Raw genomic sequence first — 22,404 nt, forward strand, 5'->3', positions numbered from 1 at the left:
ATCGGTAAACTATCCACAAAAGCTGTGGAAAACTCTGTAGATTAGCGGTGTGTCTGGCGTTAGTCTCATGATCTTAAAGGGATATTTCAATTTGATCCTGGCTGGATCGCATTTGTGCAATCCCCTGGCGAGGGTGTGAGCGTTTGCTTATCCCTCGTGCCTTGCCAAGGGCGGAACGCGGATCTGTTCGTGGATCCGGACGGGATCCCGATCTGATCTTGCGGATCAACATTTCTGGGCGCGAGCCATAAAAAAACCCGCCTCTCGGCGGGTTTTTCATTGCATCGGACTGCGGGTCGATTACTCGGCCTGGGCTGCCTGGATGCCGGTCAGGGCGATGGTGTAGACGATGTCGTCCACCAGGGCGCCGCGAGAGAGGTCGTTGACCGGCTTGCGCATGCCTTGCAGCATGGGGCCGATGGAGACCAGCTCGGCGGAGCGCTGTACCGCCTTGTAGGTGGTGTTGCCGGTGTTCAGATCCGGGAAGACGAACACGGTGGCCTTGCCGGCAACCGGGGAGTTCGGTGCCTTGGACTTGGCGACGTTCTCCATGATGGCCGCATCGTACTGCAGCGGGCCGTCGATGATGAGGTCGGGACGCTTGGCCTTGGCCAGCTCGGTCGCTTCACGCACTTTCTCCACATCCGCGCCGGCGCCGGAGGTGCCGGTGGAGTAGGAGATCATGGCCACGCGCGGCTCGATGCCGAAGGCGGCAGCGGAGTCGGCGGACTGGATGGCGATCTCGGCCAGTTGCTCGGCGGTGGGATCCGGGTTGATGGCGCAGTCACCGTAGACCAGCACCTGATCCGGCAGCAGCATGAAGAAGATGGAGGAGATCAGGGAAGAGCCCGGGGCGGTCTTGATGATCTGCATCGGCGGACGGATGGTGTTGGCAGTGGTGTGCACGGCGCCGGATACCAGACCGTCGACCTCGTTGCGCTCCAGCATCATGGTACCCAGTACCACGTTGTCTTCCAGCTGCTCGCGGGCAACCACTTCGGTCATGCCCTTGTTCTTGCGCAGCTCGACCAGACGAGCCACATAGCGCTCGCGTACGGCAACGGGATCGATGATCTCGACGCGGTCGGTCAGGATCACGCCCTGCTGTTCAGCGACGCGGCGGATCTCGTCCGGGTTGCCCAGCAGCACCGGACGGGCGATACCGCGCTCGGCACAGATGGCGGCCGCCTTGATGGTGCGCGGCTCTTCCCCTTCCGGCAGCACGACGCGCTTGTTGGCCTGACGGGCCAGCTCGGTCAGCTGATAGCGGAAGGCCGGCGGGCTCAGGCGACGGGAGCGGGTGGACTTGGCGGAGAGAGACTCGATCCAGTGCTTGTCGATGTGACCAGCAACGTAGTCCTGCACCAGCTCGATACGCTCGCGGTCATCTTCCGGGATGTCGACGTTGAAGTTCTGCAGGCTGACGGCGGTCTGCCAGGTGTTGGTGCCGGTGATCATGATCGGCAGACCGGTGGCCATAGCCTGTTGGCACAGGGCCATCACCTGGGGTTCCGGGTGGTAGTTGCCGGTCAGCAGCAAGGCACCCAGCTTGACGCCGTTCATGGCGGAGAGGCAGGCGGAGACGATGACGTCGGAGCGGTCGCCGGAAGTCACCAGCAGGCTGCCTGGACGGAAGTGCTCGATCATGTTGTGGATGGAGCGGGCGCAGAAGGTCACGGTCTGCAGGCGGCGGCTTTCCAGCTCACCCTTGTTGATGATCTTGGCGGCCAAGTGCTTGGCGAGATCCTTGGCGCGTGGTGCGATCAGCTGGGTGTTCCAGGGAATGCAGCCGAGGATGCGTAGCGGACTCTTGCCGAAGACCTGCAGCACTTCCAGGTTGTGGCCGGTATCGGCGCCGTGGTGGTGCGCTTCGAACATCTCGGTCAGGTCGGGACGGGTCACGCCGTGCTCGTCAACCGGGGCACCCACCTTGTTGATGACGCAGCCCACGATGCGCGGGTTGTTGACGCCACCGAAGTTGGAGCAGGCCAGCTCGATGCGCTCTTTGAGCTTCTGGCTGGAGTCGTTGCCCGGATGGGTCACGAACACCATGTCGGCGTCCAGCGCCTTGGCGACGTCGTAGTTCAGCTTGTTGGCAAAGGGTTGCTTGTCGGTCGGAACCAGGCCCTCGATCACCACCACTTCGGCACCGCTGGTCTTCACGTGCTCTTCGAAGCGGGCCACGATCTCTTCCAGCAGGATGTCGGTGTTGCTGGAGGTGATCATGTTCTCGGCGTAGGAGAGGGCGAACGGCTCGGGCGGGTTGATGTTGGCAGCGGCGCGGATCACGGCGGTGGAGCGCTCGGTACCGGTTTCACCCGGACGCGGCTGGGCGACCGGTTTGAAGAAGCTGACATTGACACCGTGACGTTCCATGGCGCGAACGACGCCAAGACTCACGGAGGTTACGCCGACACCAGTGCCGACCGGGATGAGCATAATAGTGCGTGCCACTTATTACCCCTTGTTCATTTTTTGGGATCAGGAAAAGGCCGCCCTGGGGGCGGCCTTGCTCTACAGCTAATTTATGCGCCGACCAGTTCCAGCGCGTCGTGGGCGATGACCCACTCTTCGTTGGTCGGGATAACCAGGGCCTTGGTGGAACCAGCCTTGGTGATCTCGCCGCCCTTGCCGAAGCGAGCCTTCAGGTTGGCGTCGTGGTCGACGTCAAAGCCCAGCAGGCCCAGCTTGTTCAGGGTGATCTCACGGATCGGGGCGGAGTTCTCGCCGATGCCGCCGGTGAAGACCACGGCATCCAGACGACCGTCCATGGCGGCGGCGTAGGCACCGATGTACTTGGCCAGACGGTAGCAGTACACGTCCATGGCGCGCTTGGCTTCTTCCTTGCTGTCGTAGTTGTCTTCAACGAAACGGCAGTCGGAGGTGACTTCGGTCAGACCCTGCAGGCCGGATTCCTTGGTCAGCATGGTGTTGATCTCGGCAACGCTCATGCCCAGCTTGTCGTGCAGGAAGAAGATGATAGCCGGATCGATGTCACCGGAACGGGTACCCATCACCAGGCCTTCCAGCGGGGTCAGGCCCATGGAGGTGTCGACGGACTGGCCGTTCTTGATGGCGCAGACGGAGCCGCCGTTGCCCAGGTGGCAGTTGATGATGTTGAGCTCTTCCACCGGCTTGTTCAGCTGCTTGGCCGCTTCCAGGCTGATGTAGTAGTGGCTGGTGCCGTGGGCGCCGTAGCGACGGATGCCGTTCTCTTTGTAGAGCTTGTACGGCAGGGCGTACAGGAAGGCTTCTTCCGGCATGGTCTGGTGGAAGGCGGTGTCGAACACGGCGACGTTCTTCTCGGCCAGTTCCGGGAAGACCTTCAGGGCGGCACGGATACCGATCAGGTGAGCCGGGTTGTGCAGCGGTGCGTAAGGAATGGCGGCTTCGATGCCGGCAATGACGTCATCACAGATGCGAACGGAGGAGGTGAAACGCTCGCCGCCGTGTACCACGCGGTGGCCGATGGCGATCAGGTTCTTGGACAGTTCCGGGTTGAGCGGCAGGATCTTGTGAACGATGAAGTCCAGCGCTTCCTGGTGAGCGGCACCGGCACCCAGATCAGCGTTGCCTTTCTCGCCGTTCAGCTTCCACTTGATGCGGGCGTCGTCGAGGTTGAAGCATTCGGCCAGGCCGGACAGCAGGTCATCACCGGTGATTGCGTCAATGACAGCAAACTTCAGGGACGAGCTGCCACAGTTAAGAACAAGAACCAGCTTACTCATGAATAAATCCTATCGCAGATTGGGTTGGGTTGGAGGATGCGCCGGACGCGGTGCGTCCAAAAACTATCAACTTATCCTTATGAGGGTTGGCAATCTGTTGCTTGCCCCTTGTATAGTGATACAAGACCCGAAATTCAGACGTCCCTGACTGGTCAGTGGCCGTGCCCCAGCGTAAAAATGGGCGTACAAAGGATAACCTGATTGTTGAAAAATAACAAAGTCATCCTCAACCTTTGTTATTGCCTCTCAAATATTGTCGAGGTTTTGCCGTTAATGCGTTCGAAAAGAGCTCGGAGGTAGCATGAGCATGAACATTTTTGGAACTAAATTACAGCAAGGCCGTCATTATATGACTCTTTGGCCGCGCCGTCCCGAGCTTAATTCCATGTTCCCGGAGAATCGGGTGATCAGGGCCACCGAATTCGCCCTCAAGGTGATCCCGGCACTGGCGGTGCTCAGCGTCATGGTGCAGTTCCAGTTTGGCGAGCTTCATTACTGGCCCTCCGTGATGGCGTCCGTGCTCTTCCTGCTCAGCCTGCCGCTGCAAGGGTACTACTGGCTCGGCCAGCGCGCCGATACCCGGCTGCCCCCCTCCCTCGCCACTTGGTATCGGGAGATAAACGGCAAGATGAACGAGCAGGGCGGTCAACGTCAGCTGGTGGCCCGTCCCCGCTACGAAGAGCTGGCCGATACCCTCAACGCCGCCTTCAAGCAGCTGGACAAATCCTTCCTCTACGAATGACTTTCCGGAGTCAGACTGACGACAAAGGCGCCCTCAGGCGCCTTTTTCACATTCAGGCGGCCAGCACCTTGCTGATCTCCTGGATGGAGAGCTTGTACTGACGGGGGCACTGACGCCAGACCGCCAGCATGCGCTGGTACTTGTCCCGCATGGCGATGTCGCTGGAGAGCTCATCGCAGGGGCAGGGCAGTTCGGGGAAGCGCTTGTCCACTTCCAGCAGGAAGCAGACGTAATCCACCAGTTCCCGCTCCTGGCTGCGGCTGTAGCCGTTGAAGGCAAGGCGGCTCTCGTTGACATCGGCCCGGGCGCTGGCATCCAGGTTGCCCCAGGAGATGGCCAGTGCATGGTGCAGCTCCAGAGTGTCCAGCACCTCCTGGCAGGTGGCGAGATCCAGATGGCCGAAGCTCTTCTCCAGCTCGAGGATCTGCAGGCAGTAGCCGCGCTCGACGATGGTGCTGGCACGCTGGTAAAACGCCGCCTTTTCCGGATTGAGTTTGGCCAGGATCTCGTACTGGTTGCTCAGGATCAGGCGTTCGGTGTGGCTCATGTTCATGGGCTGTCTCGCTGGAAAATGAATCTGGGGTCACGTTAACCCATATCCAGGATGAATTTTTTGATCTGAGAGGGGAGGTTGGCGAGAAAAGGGGGGGAAGAGGCGCCCTGGTGAGCCGCCAGAGAGTGGGGCTGATGCCGTGGTGAAACGAGCAGGGCCCGCCATGGCGAGCCCTGCAACAATGCCGCTGGCGGCTTAGCCCTTGACGAGGTCGAGCACCACCTGATGGTGATCGCTGGTCTTGAACTTGTCGAAGCGATGGGCAACCTTGCCTTCTTCGTCGATGAGGAAACTCAGGCGATGGATGCCGTCATACTCCTTGCCCATGAACTTCTTCGGGCCCCAGACGCCAAAGGCATCGGCCACCGCGTGATCCTCATCGGCCAGCAGGCGGAAGTTGAGGTTGTCGCGCGCCTCGAACTTTTTCAGGCGCTTGGCGCTGTCCGGGCTGATGCCGAGCACCACCACATTGAGGGCAGCCAGCTCGCTATTGACGTCGCGCAGACCGCAGGCCTGGGTGGTGCAACCCGGGGTCATCGCCTTGGGGTAGAAATAGATCAGCACCTTCTTGCCGCGCAGGTCGGCGAGGCGAACCTGATTGCCGTCCTGATCGGAGAGGGTGAAATCGGGGGCCTGGGTACCAGCTTCTAGTGGTGACATGGGGTCTCCTCGGATAAACGCCGTCAGGCGTACTTGTGATTGACGATGAATTCGAACGACTCGGCGCCCAGTCCACGACAGAAATCGGCGAAGGCTGTCTTCGAGCCAGGCTCTTCTCCCTGCTTGGAGAGATTCAACTGAAAGTTCGCCTTGAGCAGGTTGAAGGGCTGCTGTTCCAGGGTGATGGTCTGCATGGCCTGGATGTCCCAGCCGTGATCGCTGAAGAACTGGGTGCACTGACTTACGATGCCCGGCTGATCCCGGATCAGCACCTCTGCGCTGGCGCTGATGTCATATTGCAGGGAGTGGTGGCGCTCGGTGCGTTTCATCATGGTGATGAGATCCCACTCCTGGCTGCGCAGTGGGAGGCTGATTTCCAGTTGCATCAGGCTGTTCCAGTCACCGGACAGGAGCATGATGAAGGTGAATTCGTTGCCGAAGATGCCAAGACGGCTGTCGACAATGTTGCAACCGCAGCCACTGACGTGACGGGTCACCTCATTGACGATGCCAGGCCTGTCCGTGCCGATGGCCGTTACGACCAGGTAGTGAGTCATAAATCGTCTCTCGTCCATTATTGAGAATGCGTTGACCGCGGGTGCCGGCACCCTGCCGGGAGGCCTCTTGTGCGCTCGTGCATTCATACGTTTTGTGCCGGATGGTAACACGGCTTGTCCCGTGCCTCCCTTGTTTTTCAAAAGGGGCAGCTTTACCATTACGCCCCTGAAAATCGGGAGAATTATCCATGTTACGCGGTAGTATTGTTGCGCTCGTTACCCCCATGCTGCCTTCGGGCGACATCGATTGGGTCAGTCTGGCAGCGCTGGTGGAATATCATGTGGATGCCGGGACCAGCGCCATCGTCGCCGTGGGAACCACGGGAGAGTCGGTCACCCTGAGCGAGCAGGAACATATCGCCGTGGTTGAGAAGACGGTGGAATACGCCGCCGGACGCATTCCCGTCATCGCGGGCTGCGGATCCAACAATACTGCTCACGCCATCGCCCTCTCCCAGCGTTTCGCCACCATGGGCGTGGTGGCGGGTCTCTCGGTTACCCCCTATTACAACAAACCCACCCAGGAAGGCCTCTATCGTCACTATTGTGCGATCGCCGAGGCTAGTGGTCTGCCTCAAATTCTCTATAATGTGCCCGGTCGCACCTGCTGTGACCTCAAACCCGAGACGGTGGCCCGTCTGGCCAAGGTGCCCGGCATCATAGGTTTGAAAGAAGCGACTGGCGATCTTGGCCGTACCCCGCTGCTGCGCGAACTGTGCGGGCCGGATTTTGCGCTTTATAGTGGCGATGACGCCAGCGGATGTGATTTTATGCTGCAAGGGGGCGATGGTGTCATTTCGGTCACCACCAATATTGCGGCGCCCCAGATGGCCGACATGTGTCGTGCTGCCCTGGCCGGTGATGCCGGGCAGGCTCATGACATCAACAATCGATTGATGCCGTTGCATCAGACTCTGTTCTGTGAACCGAGTCCCATCCCGGTGAAATGGGCCTGTGCCCGGCTGGGATTGATGGCGACGGCGACCTTGCGTCTGCCCCTGACCGATCTCACCCCCGAGGGGGAAGCGGCGATGGCGCGAGCACTGACGACTGCGGAGTTGATGGCGAGTGTTTAAAGCAAATGGAAAGGGAAATGCAGTGCGCCTGGTACTGAGTGTCGCGACGGTGGCCGTGCTGGCTGCCTGCAGCTCACCCCAGGAACGCAAAATGGCCAACCGTGGCTTCGAGTATGAAGAGAGCCGCCTCGAAGGCCGCGCCTTCCTTGTGCCCGCCGGGTTGAGTACCCCCGCCTTTAACAGCAATTTCGACATTCCGGCCCTGCCCGAGAGCAGCCGTGAGGGTGCCCTCGGGGCCAAGGTGGACGTGCGTCCGCCCGCCCAGTTGCTCACCGTGGTGCCCGGCAGCCAGGTGGTGGCCAATGCCAGCGAGCCAACCGTCGCCTTCTATGCCCTCAGCACTTCCCAGAGCGTGGAGCGCGATACCTGGGCCTTCCTGATGAACTTCCTGGCCGAACACAAGGTCACCACCGAGAAGCTGGACCAGCAGGACGGCGTCTTGCAGACCGGCTGGTTTGACAACTCCGCGGTGCTCGATGGCTGGGCGGAAGATGACGATGACTTCAAGATCCGTCAGCGTTACCAGTTCACCCTGCGCAACGATGTGCAGCGTCACGCCATCAAGATGTCGGTACGGGTGCTGGATCACGAAGAGACCATCGACGGCGAGACCAGCACTGTGCTGACGCCGGCGGACGCCCAGCGTTATGCTACCCGCGCCCTGAACCAGTTCTCCCTCTATTACGACAAGCAGCTCAAGGCCCGTGAACAGCACAAGTCCAGCGATGGCATGGGGCTGGAGCTGGGTCTGGACAACAACGAGCTGAGCGCCTGGATTGCCGAAGGGTCGTTTGACCAGGTGTGGCGCCGCCTCAATCAGGTGCTGCCTGCCTATGGTTTCACCATCAAGGACACCCAGCAGTCCCTGGGCTGGATCGACGTGGAGTACGACGAGCCGGACAGCGAGTTCTGGAAGGCCAAGGGAGCGGAGCCCTTCAAGCTCGAGGAAGACAAGTATCGCTTCCAGCTCGGCGAGATGACGGGCGGCAAGACCTCCATCACCCTGTTCGACAAGGACAAGAAACCTGTCGCATCCGGTGTCATCTCCCAGATGTACATCAGCCTGTCCGAGGCCTTTGCCAAGGGCTTGGCCGATCATGGGGCGAAGTAAGCATGGAAACAGGGGCCTCGCGCCCCTGTTTTGTTATGTCCGGGTTGCCGCAAGGCCAACGTGCCGAGCCGGTTGCCCCGGGCCTGAGTACCTGATGATGTGAATCCCCCACAGACAGGGGTCTGGTGCCCCTGCCTAACTAGTCCCACAACAGGAAGTGTTATTAGCCATGAGTCTTGCAGATCAAGTATTGGCGGTGAACGACGATTTGCCGATCCGTACCGATAAACCTGTCCATTCCGGCAAAGTGCGCAGCGTCTACTGGTTGACCCCGGCAGACAGTGCCCGGCTCATTCGGGAGAAAGGCTATGATGTGCCGGCCGATACGCCCCTGGCCCTCATGGTGATCAGTGATCGCATCTCGGCTTTCGACTGCATCTGGCAAGGGGTGGGCGGTCTGAACGGCGTGCCGGGCAAGGGCGCGGCGCTCAATGCCATCTCCAGCCACTGGTTCAAGCTGTTCAAGGAGCAGGGGCTGGCGGACAGCCACATCCTGGACATCCCGCACCCCTTCGTCTGGATCGTGCAAAAAGCCCGTCCCGTGATGATCGAGGCCATTGCCCGCCAGTACATCACCGGCTCCATGTGGCGTGCCTACAAGGATGGTGAGCGGGAATTCTGCGGCATCACCCTGCCGGAAGGGCTCAAGAAGGATCAGAAGCTGCCCGAGATCCTCATCACCCCGTCCACCAAGGGGATCCTCAAGGGGCTGGATGGCGTGCCGGAAGCGGACGACGTCAACGTCTCCCGCGGCGACATCGAGCGCCACCATCAGGCCTTCGGCTTCCGCTCCCCGGCGGACATCGACCGCTACGAGGCGCTGCTCAAAGAGGGCTTCAACGTCATCAGCGAGGCGCTGGCTGCCCTGGATCAGGTCTTCGTCGACACCAAGTTCGAATTCGGTTACGTGACCGATGCCGCCGGTCGCGAGAAGCTCATCTACATGGATGAAGTGGGCACCCCCGACAGCTCCCGCATCTGGGACGGCGCAGCCCTTCGCGGCGGCGAGATCATCGAGAAGTCCAAAGAGGGCTTCCGCCAGTGGCTGCTGAACCACTTCCCGGATCCGGACATCCTGCTCAACAAGAACCGCATGCCCGAGCGCTTCGCCCTGGCCCGTGACAACAAGCTGCCCACCGAGGTGATGATGGATATCTCCCGCACCTATGTGGGGATCGCCGAGAAGATCATCGGTCAGCCGCTGGTACGCAGTACCAATCCGAAGCAGGAGATCATCGAGGTACTGCGGGAGCAGTACGGCCTGATCGACTGAGGCCGACCGCTTTTTTTGCCGCAGGCGCACAAACGTTTGCCGGTGGCAGGGGAGGCGCTTGCAACGCAGATGACAAAACGGGCCCCATGACGGGGCCCGTTTTCATTGGGTTGTCCGGAGCGCTCAGCCATTGACCCGGAAGATCTGACCGGTCTGTACCCCCAGTACCGATTTCTTGTAGGCCTGGGCCACCCGGGCGGCGGGTACCGGCACGAAGCCCGGGAAGAAGTCGGCATACTTGCCCATGGACTCTTCCAGCACGGTGGGGCTCACCACGTTGATGCGAATGCCCCTTGGCAGCTCGCAGGCGGCCCCTTTCACGAAGTGCTCGATGGCACCGTTGATGGTGGTGGCGCTCACCCCCCAGTGGATGGGCTCCTCGCTCAGAATGCCGCTGATGAGGGTGATGGAGCCACGGTCGCTCAGGTGGGCAATGGCGGCCCGGGTCAGGTTGATCTGGCCCATCAGCTTGCTCTGAAGCCCCACCTGCCACTGCTCGTCCGTCATCTCGGTCAGGGCATTGAAGGCGACGCTGCCGCTGGCGACCACCAGGGTATCGAAGGACCCGACCTGCTCGAAGAGCGCTCTGATGGAGGCGGGGTCGCGCATGTCCACTCTGGCATCCCCCTGGCTGTGACCGACCCGGATCACCTGGTGATCCTGGGCAAGCAGTTCGCTGACGGCGGCGCCAATGGTGCCGGAGGCACCCACAATCACAATCTTCATATCTATCGCTCCTGGTTGAGATGAGTTGATGATAGCGGGATAAAAAGGGAGGAAAAGCGCTTATGATGAACCCATTGTTTCCATATTGGTGCTAATGATGGATATCACTCACCTGGCCAGTTTCTATGAAGTGGTGCAGCGGGGCAGTTTCTCCGCCGCTGCCGATGCCCTTGGGGTGAGCAAGGGGATGCTGAGCCGCCATGTCAGCGCCCTGGAGTCCGCCCTCAATGCCCAGCTGCTCCAGCGCACGACCCGCAGACTCAGCCTGACCGAGGCGGGGAGGGTGCTTCACCAGCAGGCCGGCGAGATCTTTGCCCTGGCCCGGGAGGCGGAGGAGGGGATCCGCGCCCTGACCGAGGAGGACTGCGGCCGCCTGCGCTTCACCTGCCCGGTCAGCACGGGGGACCGCATGGTGAGCGAGCTGCTCGCCCGTTTTGCCGAACTGTGCCCCGGCGCCCAGGTCGAGCTCAACTTCACCAATGCCATGATCGACATGAGCCAGGGGGAGAATGACATCGCTCTGCGGGCCATGGAGCTGATCCCCGACAACCTGGTGGCCCTGCCGCTCGGCAGGCTCAAGGATGTGGTGGTGGCAAGCCCCGCCCTGCTGGCGCGGGAGGGGATCCCCGCCACTCCCTATGAGCTGGGGGGGCGATCCTGCCTGCTGCAGGGCCACAACCCGGACTGGGAGCAGTGGCACTTTCGCCAGGGGGAAGAGGAGGCGCACATCCTGGTGCAGGGGCGAGTGCGGGCCAACCACTACAGCACCCTGCTGCAACTGGCCCGGGCGGGCATGGGCTTTGCCAAGTGTCCACTGATGCTGGTGGAGGCCAGCCTGGCCCGAGGGGAGCTGGTGGCCGTGCTGACGGAGTGGCAGACCGGCCTGCACCCGATCCATGTGCTGCACGCCCAGCAGCGCCGGGTGCCGCGCAAGATCCGGCTGTTCAAGCAGGTGCTGGCCCAGTGGTTTGCCGAGCGGCCCCATTATCTGCTGGGGTGAGCCTGCATCCCGTTATTTTTCTGTCATCTGGGGCTGCTACCCTGCGCCCTTCATCGCGAAAGGAGAGTCAGGGAATGAAGCGTCATCAGGGTTGGGCAGGGGTTGCGCTGCTGTGCTGCGGCGGTGTGCAGGCCGAGGTCAGGGTCGAGGTGCCTCGGGATTTCCAGATCCTGGCGGTGAGCGCCGGCAAGGTGCAGGACGAGCAGCACGCCGTGCTGGCCGACGGAGAGCAGCAACTGCTGGTGCGTTACGAGGGGGTGATCCCGAGTCGCAACAGCAGCGACAACGATCGCCAGGTTCGCTCCGAGCCCCAGGTGCTTCGCTATGAGGCCCGCGGGCAGTCGGTGCGCCTGCAGGCTCCCGTGCCTGCGGACGAGGCCGGGATGGAACGCTACGCCAGGGCCCCTGTCCTGGGCCTGGTGGCGGGGGGGCAGCCCCTCGAGGTGCGCCAGGATACGCTGGTGGTGCAAGGGATGCAGATCGGCATGGACTGGCATGCCAGGCTGATGGAGTACAACCGTGGCGAGGGGCCTGCCGTGCTCGCCGGTGCGGCGGATGTGACTGCGGCCGCCGTGGCGACGCCCCGGGCCTCCTCCGTGTCGGCCAGCGCCCTGGAAGGGCAGTTGCAACAGCTTTTCCTGCAGGCGGACCCCGCGCTTCGCAAGCGCTTCATCGGTTGGGCCGTGCCGCGCCTTTAAGTTTGCTCCCCGTTGCAGTAACGTGGGCACATCTTTGATTCCCGATGTGCCCATGTTGATCAGCGAGGCCCCCATGTTTGAATTGCACCCCCGCCTTCAGGCGGATACCCGGATACTCGGGGATCTGCCCCTGTGCCGCGTCCTGCTGGCCAAAGACAGCCAGTATCCCTGGCTGATTCTGGTGCCCCGGGTCGCCAACCTGCGGGAGATCCATCATCTGGCCCCCGAGCAGCAACAGCAGTTGATGCAGGAGTCCTGCGCCGTCGCCACCCTGATGGAGCGGGCACTCGGCCCGGACAAGATCAACGTGGCGGCCCTCGGCAATCTGGTGCCTCAGCTGCACCTGCACCACGTGGCCCGCTTCAGCTCGGATGCGGCCTGGCCCGGTCCCATCTGGGGTGCCTGTCCCGCCATTCCCTATGAGGAGCAGGCCTTGCAAGGGGCGGCTGCCAGTTGGCAAAGCCGTCTGGCTACCCTGGATGGATTTCAGCCATTTCTGACTGATAATCCAGTCAAGTGAGAGGTGGCTCGCGCTTTGGGCACCGGGATCACGCAATCTGTTAGCGTATCGCGCCGGTGCATGGTGACATGGGCGACACGAGTGACAGCCCCATTATTTCGATCAGCAGGAAGGTTCCATGATAGTGACAAGATCCGAGGATGATGCCGTATTGACCACAGAGGACGTACTGCTGAGCCTGTGCAATTCGGTGACGAGCGTATTGAGTGCGGCGACCCAGACCCAGGTGCGCTTCTCCGGCATGGTGCAGCGGATCAGCAAGACCTGCCTCAAGCCTGACATCGGCTGTTTCGTGCTGTTTGACGGCGGCTTCTCCGGGCTGGTGGTGATCAACTTCTCCGCCGCCGCGGCCATGGAGCTCTACCAGAGCTACATGCTGAGCATGGGGCTCTCCAAGGAGGATCTCGCCATCTCCCACACCTCGGACGAGGTGAGCAACGTCATGGGCGAGCTGATGAACCAGATCGTCGGCAGCTTCACCACCAAGGTGGGGCGCGAGCTGCAGACCCACATCACCCAGAACCAGCCCAAGATGCTGGCGCTCAACAAGCAGGTGATGCTGAGCGTCGACACCAACCTCGACAATCCCGAGACCCGCCGGGTGACCTTCTTCACCGCCAGCAACAACATCTTCTATCTGGAGCTGGCCATGGACAAGACGGAGTTTATCCGGATCCATGATGGCGGCGTGCAGGAGGAGGTGGATCCCGACGAGCTGATCGCCCAGGCCAAGCAGTCAGCCAAACCGGCACCGGCGGCCGCGCCGGCGAGCAACGAGCACGACGATCTGCTGGATTCCCTCGGCATCTGATGGTCGAGGGTTGTGCAAATGAAGAGGCCACCCCGGGGGTGGCCTCCTTGCTTGGGGCGGGTCAGAAGTTGTAAAGCAGCCCGGTACTGAATCGAAGCGCCTCGGCATCGTAGAAGTCGATGTCGGAGTCGGCGCTGGAGTAGGCCGCGGTGAAGGTGGCGGCAAGGGGTTTGATGCCGAACAGGTTGTGCCAGAAGAAGGTGCCATTGAGGGCGAACTCGCTGGCATCGGCGCGCTGGCCGAACAGGGGATTCGCCTCGTCATACTTGCGCTTGCCGGCGTAGAGGTTGCTCACGATGGACCACTGGGAGGCGCGCTTGGCATAGGTCAGCTGCAGACCGGTATTCTTGAAGCTCTCCGCACTCCCGTCCAGGCGGGCCTCCTTGTAGAGGAAGGCGGGCTCCAGCAACTGGTCGCCGCCGAAGTGGTACTGGTAGGAGACAGCCAGGTCGTGGACCTTGCCGTTGCGGCTCAGCATGGAGGCGTAGTGGGTGCCGTGGGTCAGGTCATATTGCTGGCCACTGCGCTCCTCGTCGAGCTCCACTTCCCGGCTGGTCAGGGTGGCGTAGACGTTGCTGCCCCAGATCCTGTCCCAGGCAAAGCGCACCCCTTTCGAGGTGAGATCGGTGGCGCTGCGATCCACGCCGGTGGCGAAGGGATCGTTCCACACTTCCACCGGCATGAGGTTGAACACCAGGGAGGTGGCGACGATACCCTTGTCACCCATCTCCTGGCGCAGACCGAGTTGCTGGGTAAAGTCGAAGCGCACCGCGTCCTGGATGAGGTTGCCGAGGAAGACCTGGGTGCGGGTATCGGCGAAGGTGTAGCGTATATCGGCATTGAGCAGCGGGCTCAGACCGCTTTCGCGGCCGGGGGAGCCCAGATCATCGATACGGCTGTTGCTGTCGTCACCGGCATAGAAGTTGGACTTGTGGCTGCCGGCATTGACCCCGCCCAGCAGAAAACCGGACCAGCCGGTCTGGCGGGGGATCTCCCCCAGATCGGCGTGGGCGGTGGTGGCGACCAGCAGGCCAAGGCTCAACAGAACATGATTTCGCATCGGGTATGCTCCTGACATAACGAATGAGAAGGGTGACAGTGCGCCCCGGTATCCCGGTGGAACCGGTGCTGACTGAAGCATGGCAGGCATGCTACCCCAGCCGGAGTGTGACGTTAATCAATAATTGAATACGCGACGGACAAGAGTTCATGGCGCCGTACTGGTATCCTGTTTGCGCAAGAAAAGGGGAGAAAACAACGAGATGAAGCAGATCAAATCCTGGGCGCAATATTACGTCGACCTGATGACCAAGCTGGGACTGGTGCGCTTCAGCATGTTCCTGGCCACCGCCATCATAGTGCTGGCCGTGTCGATCCAGATGGGGGTGACCCTGTTTTTGCGCGGCACCGTGGACATCGTCGACCTGGTGCGCTCTGTCTTCTTCGGTCTGCTGGTGACCCCCTGGGCCGTCTATTTTCTCTCCATCGTGGTGGATCAGCTGGAGGACTCCCGCCAACGGCTGACCCGGATGGTGCGCAAGTTGCAAGACATGCGCGAGCGGGATCTCGAGCTCAACAGCCAGTTGCAGGAGAACATCAGCCGGCTCAACGCCCAGATCGCCGAGACCAACCGGGCCGAGACCCTGCGCCAGCAAGCCATCGAGGATCTCGAGAACGAAGTGTTCCAGCGGGAGAAGGCCCAGTTGCATCTGGGGGAGCGTACCGCCCTCTTGCGCTCCTTCATCGACTGCTCCCCCGATCTGGTCTATTACCGCAACGAGGACGAGCAGTTCTCCGGTTGCAACCGCGCCATGGAGGAGCTCACCGGCAAGGTGGAAGCGGAACTCATCGGCCTGACCCCGTTCGATGTCTACAAGCACGACATCGCCAGCAAGGTGGTGGAGACCGACAAGCAGGTCTTCGCCCAGAACGAGCCGCTCACCTATGAGCAGTGGCTGGAGTATCCCGATGGCCGCAAGGCCTACTTCGAGCTGCGCAAGGTGCCCTTCTTCGACCGCTTCGGCAAGCGGCTCGGCCTGCTCGGCTTTGGTCGCGACATCACCGAGCGCAAGCAGTACCAGGACAAGCTGGAGAAGGCGAGTCGGGACAAGACCACCTTCATTTCCACCATCAGCCACGAGCTGCGCACCCCGCTCAATGGCATCGTCGGCCTGAGCCGGATGTTGATGGATACGCCCCTCGATGCCAGACAGCAGCAGCAGCTCAAGACCATCCACCTGAGCGCGGTGACGCTCGGCAACATCTTCAACGACATCATCGATCTGGACAAGCTCGACCGTCGCCGGCTGGAGATTGCGCCGGCTCCGCTGGATTTGCCCGCCTTCCTCGACGAGCTGGAGACGCTGTCGCGCATCCAGGCGGAGCAGAAGGGGCTCTACCTGCACTTCGACCGGGACGGCGACATGCCCCAGTTCGTGATGGCGGACGGCACCCGGCTGCGTCAGGTGCTGTGGAACCTGGTGGGCAATGCGGTCAAGTTCACCGATGAAGGGGGCGTCACCATACGCTGTCTCGCCCACGCCGCTGATGAACCGGGCAAGCTGGCGCTGCACTTCGAGGTGGAAGACACCGGGGTGGGCATTCCCCGTGCCCAGCAGGAGAAGATCTTCGCCATGTACTATCAGGTGCAGGGCAAGAAGCACGCCACCGGCACCGGCATAGGTCTTGCGGTCTCCCGCCAGCTGGTGCAGGCCATGGGCGGTCAACTCTATGTGGACAGCGACCCGGGCGAAGGCGCCTGCTTCACCACCGAGCTGGAGGTGGACTGCGTCGAGCCCAAGGCCGCGGCCCCGGAGCCCGAGATGCCCTCCCTCGACATCCTGCTGGTGGAGGATGTGGAGCTCAACGTGACTGTGGCCTGCGCCCTGCTGAACAAGCTCGGCCATCAGGTCAAGGTGGCGCGGGATGGTGCAGAGGCGCTGGCCATGGCCAACCCGGATGATTTCGACTTGATCCTGCTCGACATCCAGCTGCCGGACATGACGGGGTTCGATGTGGCGGAGCAACTGCTCGCGCGCTACGGCGACAGCCTGCCCCCCATGGTGGCGCTCACCGCCAACGCCACCGGCGATCGCCAGTACTACCGGGATCACGGCATGCAGGATGTGATCAACAAGCCGCTGGGCTCCAAGGCGGTGCGGGAGGTGATAGGCCACCTGTTTGCGGATCTTGCCGGGGACGAGGCGGACGAGCAGGACGATGTCCACCATCAGGATGCCCTGCTGGATCTGCCCTTCCTCACCGATTACGCCAGCACGGTCGGCAAGCCGGTGCTGTTCTCCAGCGTCGAGCTGTTCGAGAAGATGATGCCGGACTACATGGCAGTACTCGACTCCAACATGATTGCCAGGGATCAGGCCGGTGTGGTGGAGGAGGCCCACAAGATCAAGGGGGCGGCGGGCTCCATCGGCCTGCGCCGGTTGCAGCAGACGGCCCAGCTTATCCAGAGCCCGGATCACCCCGCCTGGTGGGAGAACGTGGAAGACTGGATTGAAACCCTGCGCCGGGAATACCCGGGTGACATCGCCCGCCTGCGGCGCTGGCTGCTCTCGTAGACACGACGCCTCAGGCAAGGAGCCACGACATGTATGACCGTTTGATCCCCCCCGAGCGCATTCACCCCTGGGGAGACGAAGACCTGCTGGAGGCGACGGAGCAGGACCGCACCCGCATCGTGCAGGCGGCGCCGGTGCGTCGGTTGCAGCAGAAGACCCAGGTCTTCCCGCTCGATGTGAAAGCCTCGGTGCGCAGCCGCCTCACCCATTCGCTGGAGGTGCAGGAGACCGGTCGCCAGATCAGTCGCCGCATCCTGGCGGCGCTGCCGGACGGAGTGGTGTGCGAGGGGGCCTTCATCAATCTGGTGGAGATGTCCTGCCTGTTGCACGATGTCGGCAACCCGCCGTTTGGCCATTTCGGCGAGCAGGTGATGAGTCAGTGGCTTGCCCAGGAGCTGGACGGCCTCTTCGCCCGTGCCCACGACCAGTTGCCGAGCCCCCAATGGGCAACCCTTCGCCAAGATCTGCTGGTGTTTGACGGCAATGCCCAGAGCCTGCGACTGGTGCACAGCCTCCATGAGCTGAACCTCACCCTGGGGCTGCTGGCGGCGCTGTGCAAATACCCGCAGCAGCCCCTGCCGGGCCTGCACCATCCACAGGGCTATGGTCAGCACCACGGCTGGACCAGCAAGCGCGGCATCTTCTTCAGCGAACAACCCCTCTATCGTGCCCTCGGCCAGAGCCTGGGGCTGGCCGAGGGGTGCCGTCATCCGCTGGTCTACATCATGGAGGCGGCGGACGACATCTCCTACTGCATCGCCGATCTCGAGGATGCAGTGGACAGGCGCATCCTCACCCAGAGCGAGCTGCTGGCAGCCCTGCGCGAGACGGACGAGGGCGGTTACATGGCCGACCTGCTCGATGAGGCGCTTGCCTCCGGTCGGGGGTTCTTCCCCCATTTTCGCCAGCATCTGACCCGGGATCTGGTGGCGCTGGCCGCCCATACCTATGTGGCCGAGCACGATCAGATCCTGAGCGGGGCCTATCCCCAGGCGCTGCTGCACGGTCAGGCTCCGGCAGCCCGGGTACTCGATACCCTCAAGCGGGTGGCTCGCGAGCTGGTGTTCATGCGCCCGGAGGTGGAGGCGCTGGAGCTGGAAGGCTATGCCGCCCTGCGCGGGGTGCTCTCCACCTACGCCTGCCTGCTGGCCCTGCCTGCCAGCCAGTTCGAGCGGCTGCTCGCAGGCAACGGCGGGAGCGAGCTCTTCTTCGCCCGGCGGTTGTTCCACCGCCTCTCTGCCCGCCACCTCAAGGCGTACCGACTGGCGGTGGCGAGCCGGGATCCCCGTTTCGAAAAGGAGAGCGAGCAGGAGTGGTACTACCGGGTGCGGCTGCTGCTCGATTATGTGAGCGGCATGACGGATACCTATGCGCTGGAGGAGTTCCGGCTGTTTTCAGGGATTTGACTGAACCTCTTTTTGGCCGCATTCCACCCATATGGGTGGGAGAGATATTGCGTAAAATTCGGTGTTTTTTTACACTGCGGCAACTTGTTCAACTTTCACACGGTAAGGAGACGACCATGCAACATTCCATGTTCAACGTTGCGTTCGATCGCTGCTCTGGCAGCGCGAAGACTCGTGCTCTTTATTTGCCGCGTGGAGGGGACAGGTAACACCTGCTTTTCTCATCACCCGCGGTTGTCCCGCAGGGTGATCACCTCTCTCCGGGGGAACCGCACGTTCAACTGGAGAATATTATGTCTATCGAACTCGCCCTGCTGCGCCACGTAGAGACCCTGGTTCAAAAAAGGATCACCCGGCTGGAGCGTCGCGTCAGCTACCTGCATCTTTCACCTGCCCTGCTCAAAGACATCGGGCTGGAAGGCAAGGAAGTGCAGATCGCCCACATCCGTGAGCGGGAGTTTCAAACCGGTTTCCGGCTCGGGAACCGAATAACCTGATGGGAGGGGGCCCGGCCCCCGACCTAGTGGATGGCAGGCCTGGGCCTGCCATTTTTCTTTCCTGATGAGCATTGTCTCAATTTAGTTGTCGCACATTGCGCCAAACACTCTATGATCCCCCTCCGTTTCGTATGGGAGTTGATAATGTTCCGCCGCTGCTGTCGTCTCATCCTGCTATGTGGTCTGGCTTTCTGGAGCCTGATGGTTGCGGCTGCGCCGGCGCAACTGGACCAGAGCAACTTCACCCTGGACGAACTGCACTGGCTTGCCACCCATGATGAACTGGTTGTCGGCATGCCTTCGGCGGCCTGGCCACCCTATGTCTATACCGATGGGCGCGGCAATTTCACCGGCCCCCTGGATGAGTTCGCCTCCCAGATTGCAGCCAGGCTGGGAGTGAGCCTTCGCTACCGTGCCTATGCCAACAATGCGGCGGTCCAGCAGGCCTTGCTGGATGGCAAGGTCGACATGTTGATCGGGGTGGCACCGAGCCCGACCCGCACCCTGCAGATGCAATTTACCTCCGAGCTGATGGCACTGCCCCGGGCCGTGCTGCTGACGGGGGGGCGGGAGAGCCTCTCCCTGGAGGAGGCCTATGGGGTGCGCTGGGTCTGCGTCTTCGGTGTCAGCGCCTGCGATGAGCTGCTGCGCCTTGGGATCTCGAACCTGATCACGGCCGACAGCCGGGACGAGGCGATCTTCATGCTCAAGGAGGGCAAGGCGGATGCCTACCTGGCCGAGCTGCCCATGCTGAACAGGCTGCAAGCCATGGCGGGCATGGCGCTGGCCAGGATCGACTGGATGAGGGATACCTCCCTCGCCATGGCCGTGGCGCCCAGGAATGATGTCTTGCAGGGATTGCTGGAGCGGGCCCTCGAGGATATCTCTCCCCTCGAGCGTCGCGCCATTCTGGAGGCGGGGGATATCCTCGACTATGCCCTGGTGAAAAGGAGCAGGGAGATCGTCTTCAATCCGCAGGAGCAGGCGTGGTTGCAAGCACATCCGGTCATCCGCTACGGGGTTGCCCCGGATTGGCCCGGGATGAGCGAGGTGGACGACAGGGGGCGGCTCAAGGGGCTCATTGCCGATCTGCTGACACTGATGAGCCAGCGTGCCGGGCTCCAGTTCACCCTGGTGCCGACCCGGAGCTGGGCCCAGAGCATGGCGCTCTTCCAGGATCGCAAGCTGGATCTCATCCCGGCCATGACTCCCACCGCGGAGCGTCAGCAGTTTGCCCGCTTTACCCCCAACTACGCGTCGATCAACCGGGTGGTCGTGGCGAGGCAGGGGATGGCCGAGCTCACCGCCGCCAGGGCACTGAAAGGGCACAGGGTGGGCATGGTGGGGGGCTCGGTGGAGCAGGTCTTGCTGAACGAGGTGGGGGCCATCGCCGTGCCGGTGGCCAGCGATGCCGAATTGCTGCCCCTGCTGGACCAGCAGAAGGTCGACTATGTGCTGATGAGCACCACCACCCTGGAGCAGTCGCTGCAAAAGGGATTCAGCGACCGCTACCAGGTGGTCTTCTCCGGCAGCGACCTGCGGGTACCCATCGCCATGGCGACCCAGTTGCAGGACCCCATGCTGCAGCAGATCCTCACCAAGGTGTTGATCGCCATTCCCCCCGACGAGCTCTCCGCCCTGGAGAAAAAGTGGCTCTCCCTGACCATACAGACGGGACTGGATCCGAAGACGGTGCTGCTCTGGTCCTCCCTTGGCGGCGGCATCTTCCTGCTCTGCCTCTTGCTGTTCATGGGCTGGAACCGGACGCTGCGCCGCCAGATCAGCCAGCGGCGGGAGGCCGAGCGGCGGCTCGAGGAGCAGCTGGTGTTTGTCCAGATGATGCTGGATGCCCTGCCCAACCAGGTGGTGCTGACCAACGAGCGCTATGAAGTGGCAATGACGAACCGGGCGTATCGGCAGATGTTCCTCGGCGGGGAGAATCTGACGGGCTCCTATGAGCGGTTGCTCCAGGATCGATTGCCCGAGTCGATCCGCGCCAGGGTGATGGAGGAGGATGCCAGCGTCTGGGAGAGCGGAGAGGAGCTTCATGGCCGGGGCGAGATCCGGTTTGATGACGACCGCCTGCACCAGATGATCTACACCAAGCGGCTCTTTGCGGGGCCCGATGACAAGCGGCTCGGGATCCTGACCGTGCTGACCGACGTGACCGAGCTGGAGCAGGCGCGGTTTGCGGCCCAGGAGGCGCAGACCCGGCTGACCCAGATCACCGACAGCATGCCGGGTCTGGTCTATCAGTATCACTGGCTTGGACCGGGCAAGGGGCACTTCCTCTACACCTCGCAAGGGGTCAGGGAGATGGTGGGGGTGGAAGAGGACCTGGTCGGCATGGCGGTCACCGGTGCCTCCATCCTGGGGCTGACAGGCAAGGCGCACCAGGACTTCGTGGCCACGGTGGATCGTCATGCCCTGAGCATGCAGCCGCTGGATCTCGAGGTGGAGATCCGGCGCCAGGGGGAGGCGGGCTATTTGCAGATCCGTGGTCACTTCGTTCACCAGGAGGGGCTTGAAGGGGTCATATTGAACGGCGTGGTGCAGGACATCACCAAGCTCAAGCGCCAGGAGCTGGAGCTGCGCCAGGCCAGGCGGGTGGCGGAGGAGGCGACCCAGGCGCGCAGCCGCTTCCTCGCCACCATGAGTCATGAGCTTCGCACTCCCATCTCCGGCATGCACGGCATGCTGGAGCTGCTGCAAATGAGCCCGCTGGATGACGATCAGCGCTACATGTTGCGCAATATCTCGACCTCCACCAACCACCTGCTCTATCTGGTGAACGACATCCTGGACTTCTCCAAGATGGAAGCCGGGCAGTTGCAACTGCATCCCCATCACTGCCGCCTGACCTCGGTGATTTGCGATGTCATCCGGGGACATGCGGCCCTGGCCTATGGCAAGGGACTCATTGTGACGCTGCGGTGGGGGAAGACGGTGCCGGATCTGGCCTGCATCGACGGGATCAGGGTGGGGCAGGTGATCTCCAATCTGTTGAACAACGCGGTGAAGTTCACCGAGGCAGGGGCGATCGCCATCCAGGTGGATTATGAAGACGACCGGCTGGCCTTCCGGATCCGGGATACCGGGATAGGCATCGCCCTGGAGCAGCAGCGCACCCTCTTCATCCCGTTCAAGCAGGTGGAGTCCGACACCAACCGCCGGTTTGGCGGCACCGGGCTCGGGCTTGCCATCTGTCATCAACTCACCCAGAAAATGGGGGGGAGCCTGACCCTGGAGAGTACCCCCGGAATGGGCACCTGCGTGACTTTCACGTTGCCTCTGGCCGAGTGCCAGTGGGAAGCGCCCCCCCTGACCCAGGGCGGGAGCACACTTTGTTGATATTTTAACCAAAGAATAACTGAGCCCGATAGTCGTCATTCCAGCCGGCTCTTTTTAGCTTGTTTCTCTGACTTCGAGCACCACAATTGCTCTGTTTTACGATATTCAATACGAACCGCC

At 62.0% G+C, this 22,404-nt stretch carries 19 protein-coding genes and 1 pseudogene; 12 read left to right on the plus strand and 8 right to left on the minus strand.

Features of this window, described 5'->3' with window-relative positions; all coding sequences use genetic code 11:
• Positions 1-300 precede the first annotated feature (300 nt).
• Positions 301-2,454, minus strand: coding sequence for a phosphate acetyltransferase (gene pta, locus J9889_RS11590; protein WP_041211116.1), 2,154 nt, complete (start codon positions 2,452-2,454; stop codon positions 301-303).
• 71 nt (positions 2,455-2,525) lie between these two features.
• On the minus strand, positions 2,526-3,728 hold the full coding sequence (locus J9889_RS11595) for an acetate kinase (RefSeq protein WP_041211117.1): 1,203 nt from the start codon (positions 3,726-3,728) through the stop codon (positions 2,526-2,528).
• Between the two features lie 301 nt (positions 3,729-4,029).
• Here J9889_RS11595 and yfbV point away from each other — a divergent pair, with 301 nt between their 5' ends.
• Positions 4,030-4,470, plus strand: a complete 441-nt coding sequence (yfbV, locus tag J9889_RS11600) for a terminus macrodomain insulation protein YfbV (protein WP_039040944.1) — start codon at positions 4,030-4,032, stop codon at positions 4,468-4,470.
• Between the two features lie 52 nt (positions 4,471-4,522).
• Here the strand turns inward: yfbV and J9889_RS11605 are convergent, their stop codons facing one another.
• The 3 genes from J9889_RS11605 to J9889_RS11615 all read right to left on the minus strand — a co-directional run bounded on the left by J9889_RS11605 (position 4,523) and on the right by J9889_RS11615 (position 6,240).
• Positions 4,523-5,023, minus strand: a complete 501-nt coding sequence (locus J9889_RS11605; protein WP_210556743.1) for a YfbU family protein — start codon at positions 5,021-5,023, stop codon at positions 4,523-4,525.
• Positions 5,024-5,218: 195 nt separating this feature from the next.
• Entirely contained in the window at positions 5,219-5,683 is a 465-nt protein-coding gene (gene bcp, locus J9889_RS11610; protein ID WP_201995996.1) for a thioredoxin-dependent thiol peroxidase, read from the minus strand.
• A 23-nt stretch (positions 5,684-5,706) separates the two neighbouring features.
• On the minus strand, positions 5,707-6,240 hold the full coding sequence (locus J9889_RS11615) for an ACT domain-containing protein (RefSeq protein ID WP_010673166.1): 534 nt from the start codon (positions 6,238-6,240) through the stop codon (positions 5,707-5,709).
• 188 nt (positions 6,241-6,428) lie between these two features.
• Between J9889_RS11615 and dapA the strand changes: the two genes are divergently transcribed.
• From dapA to J9889_RS11630, 3 genes are all read left to right on the plus strand, one after another.
• A complete protein-coding gene (gene dapA, locus J9889_RS11620) occupies positions 6,429-7,316 on the plus strand; it encodes a 4-hydroxy-tetrahydrodipicolinate synthase (protein ID WP_201995998.1) in 888 nt (295 codons plus the stop codon).
• Positions 7,309-8,427 carry an outer membrane protein assembly factor BamC gene (bamC, locus tag J9889_RS11625; protein WP_128273725.1) on the plus strand — a complete coding sequence of 373 codons (1,119 nt, stop codon included), beginning with the start codon at positions 7,309-7,311 and terminating at the stop codon, positions 8,425-8,427. The genes dapA and bamC overlap by 8 nt, the downstream gene beginning before the upstream one ends.
• Before the next feature lie 169 nt (positions 8,428-8,596).
• Complete coding sequence (locus J9889_RS11630) at positions 8,597-9,700, plus strand: phosphoribosylaminoimidazolesuccinocarboxamide synthase (protein ID WP_210556745.1); 1,104 nt, start codon at positions 8,597-8,599, stop codon at positions 9,698-9,700.
• A gap of 123 nt (positions 9,701-9,823) precedes the next feature.
• Here the strand turns inward: J9889_RS11630 and J9889_RS11635 are convergent, their stop codons facing one another.
• Entirely contained in the window at positions 9,824-10,426 is a 603-nt protein-coding gene (locus tag J9889_RS11635; protein WP_210556746.1) for a short chain dehydrogenase, read from the minus strand.
• A gap of 97 nt (positions 10,427-10,523) precedes the next feature.
• On the opposite strand from J9889_RS11635, the gene J9889_RS11640 reads away from it, so the two are divergent.
• The 4 genes from J9889_RS11640 to J9889_RS11655 all read left to right on the plus strand — a co-directional run bounded on the left by J9889_RS11640 (position 10,524) and on the right by J9889_RS11655 (position 13,455).
• Positions 10,524-11,426, plus strand: coding sequence for a LysR family transcriptional regulator (locus J9889_RS11640; protein ID WP_210556748.1), 903 nt, complete (start codon positions 10,524-10,526; stop codon positions 11,424-11,426).
• Between the two features lie 74 nt (positions 11,427-11,500).
• Complete coding sequence (locus tag J9889_RS11645) at positions 11,501-12,124, plus strand: DUF2057 domain-containing protein (protein ID WP_210556750.1); 624 nt, start codon at positions 11,501-11,503, stop codon at positions 12,122-12,124.
• 73 nt (positions 12,125-12,197) lie between these two features.
• On the plus strand, positions 12,198-12,644 hold the full coding sequence (locus J9889_RS11650) for an HIT domain-containing protein (RefSeq protein ID WP_048208798.1): 447 nt from the start codon (positions 12,198-12,200) through the stop codon (positions 12,642-12,644).
• A 118-nt stretch (positions 12,645-12,762) separates the two neighbouring features.
• Positions 12,763-13,455: a DUF3334 family protein gene (locus tag J9889_RS11655; RefSeq protein ID WP_029313837.1), complete on the plus strand. Its 693-nt coding sequence runs from the start codon at positions 12,763-12,765 to the stop codon at positions 13,453-13,455.
• Positions 13,456-13,516: 61 nt separating this feature from the next.
• On the opposite strand, the gene J9889_RS11660 is transcribed toward J9889_RS11655, so the two are convergent.
• Entirely contained in the window at positions 13,517-14,515 is a 999-nt protein-coding gene (locus J9889_RS11660) for a DUF2860 family protein (protein WP_143238030.1), read from the minus strand.
• Positions 14,516-14,717: 202 nt separating this feature from the next.
• Between J9889_RS11660 and arcB the strand changes: the two genes are divergently transcribed.
• From arcB to J9889_RS11680, 4 genes are all read left to right on the plus strand, one after another.
• The gene (gene arcB / locus J9889_RS11665) at positions 14,718-17,030 is read left to right on the plus strand and encodes an aerobic respiration two-component sensor histidine kinase ArcB (protein WP_210556752.1); all 2,313 of its coding nucleotides are present in this window, start codon (positions 14,718-14,720) and stop codon (positions 17,028-17,030) included.
• Positions 17,031-17,059: 29 nt separating this feature from the next.
• Positions 17,060-18,436, plus strand: a complete 1,377-nt coding sequence (dgt, locus tag J9889_RS11670) for a dGTPase (RefSeq protein ID WP_210556755.1) — start codon at positions 17,060-17,062, stop codon at positions 18,434-18,436.
• Positions 18,437-18,729: 293 nt separating this feature from the next.
• The gene (locus J9889_RS11675; protein WP_041211124.1) at positions 18,730-18,933 is read left to right on the plus strand and encodes a hypothetical protein; all 204 of its coding nucleotides are present in this window, start codon (positions 18,730-18,732) and stop codon (positions 18,931-18,933) included.
• Between the two features lie 144 nt (positions 18,934-19,077).
• A complete protein-coding gene (locus tag J9889_RS11680) occupies positions 19,078-22,284 on the plus strand; it encodes a transporter substrate-binding domain-containing protein (protein ID WP_246878076.1) in 3,207 nt (1,068 codons plus the stop codon).
• 4 nt (positions 22,285-22,288) lie between these two features.
• Here the strand turns inward: J9889_RS11680 and J9889_RS11685 are convergent.
• A pseudogene (locus J9889_RS11685) lies at positions 22,289-22,404 on the minus strand (ISAs1 family transposase); the annotation flags it as partial.

The sequence above is a fragment of the Aeromonas sp. PrichA-15 genome (assembly GCF_017939245.1).
Lineage (GTDB): Bacteria > Pseudomonadota > Gammaproteobacteria > Enterobacterales > Aeromonadaceae > Aeromonas > Aeromonas caviae.

Coding starts and splice junctions, on each gene's coding strand:
- dgt (WP_210556755.1), top strand. CDS start 17,060: ATGTATGACCGTTTGATCCCCCCCGAGCGCATTCACCCCTGGGGAGAC.
- arcB (WP_210556752.1), top strand. CDS start 14,718: ATGAAGCAGATCAAATCCTGGGCGCAATATTACGTCGACCTGATGACC.
- J9889_RS11660 (WP_143238030.1), bottom strand. CDS start 14,515: ATGCGAAATCATGTTCTGTTGAGCCTTGGCCTGCTGGTCGCCACCACC.
- dapA (WP_201995998.1), top strand. CDS start 6,429: ATGTTACGCGGTAGTATTGTTGCGCTCGTTACCCCCATGCTGCCTTCG.
- J9889_RS11615 (WP_010673166.1), bottom strand. CDS start 6,240: ATGACTCACTACCTGGTCGTAACGGCCATCGGCACGGACAGGCCTGGC.
- J9889_RS11640 (WP_210556748.1), top strand. CDS start 10,524: ATGGATATCACTCACCTGGCCAGTTTCTATGAAGTGGTGCAGCGGGGC.
- J9889_RS11680 (WP_246878076.1), top strand. CDS start 19,078: ATGTTCCGCCGCTGCTGTCGTCTCATCCTGCTATGTGGTCTGGCTTTC.
- bcp (WP_201995996.1), bottom strand. CDS start 5,683: ATGTCACCACTAGAAGCTGGTACCCAGGCCCCCGATTTCACCCTCTCC.
- J9889_RS11630 (WP_210556745.1), top strand. CDS start 8,597: ATGAGTCTTGCAGATCAAGTATTGGCGGTGAACGACGATTTGCCGATC.
- J9889_RS11650 (WP_048208798.1), top strand. CDS start 12,198: ATGTTTGAATTGCACCCCCGCCTTCAGGCGGATACCCGGATACTCGGG.
- yfbV (WP_039040944.1), top strand. CDS start 4,030: ATGAGCATGAACATTTTTGGAACTAAATTACAGCAAGGCCGTCATTAT.
- J9889_RS11635 (WP_210556746.1), bottom strand. CDS start 10,426: ATGAAGATTGTGATTGTGGGTGCCTCCGGCACCATTGGCGCCGCCGTC.
- J9889_RS11595 (WP_041211117.1), bottom strand. CDS start 3,728: ATGAGTAAGCTGGTTCTTGTTCTTAACTGTGGCAGCTCGTCCCTGAAG.
- J9889_RS11675 (WP_041211124.1), top strand. CDS start 18,730: ATGTCTATCGAACTCGCCCTGCTGCGCCACGTAGAGACCCTGGTTCAA.
- J9889_RS11605 (WP_210556743.1), bottom strand. CDS start 5,023: ATGAACATGAGCCACACCGAACGCCTGATCCTGAGCAACCAGTACGAG.
- J9889_RS11645 (WP_210556750.1), top strand. CDS start 11,501: ATGAAGCGTCATCAGGGTTGGGCAGGGGTTGCGCTGCTGTGCTGCGGC.
- J9889_RS11655 (WP_029313837.1), top strand. CDS start 12,763: ATGATAGTGACAAGATCCGAGGATGATGCCGTATTGACCACAGAGGAC.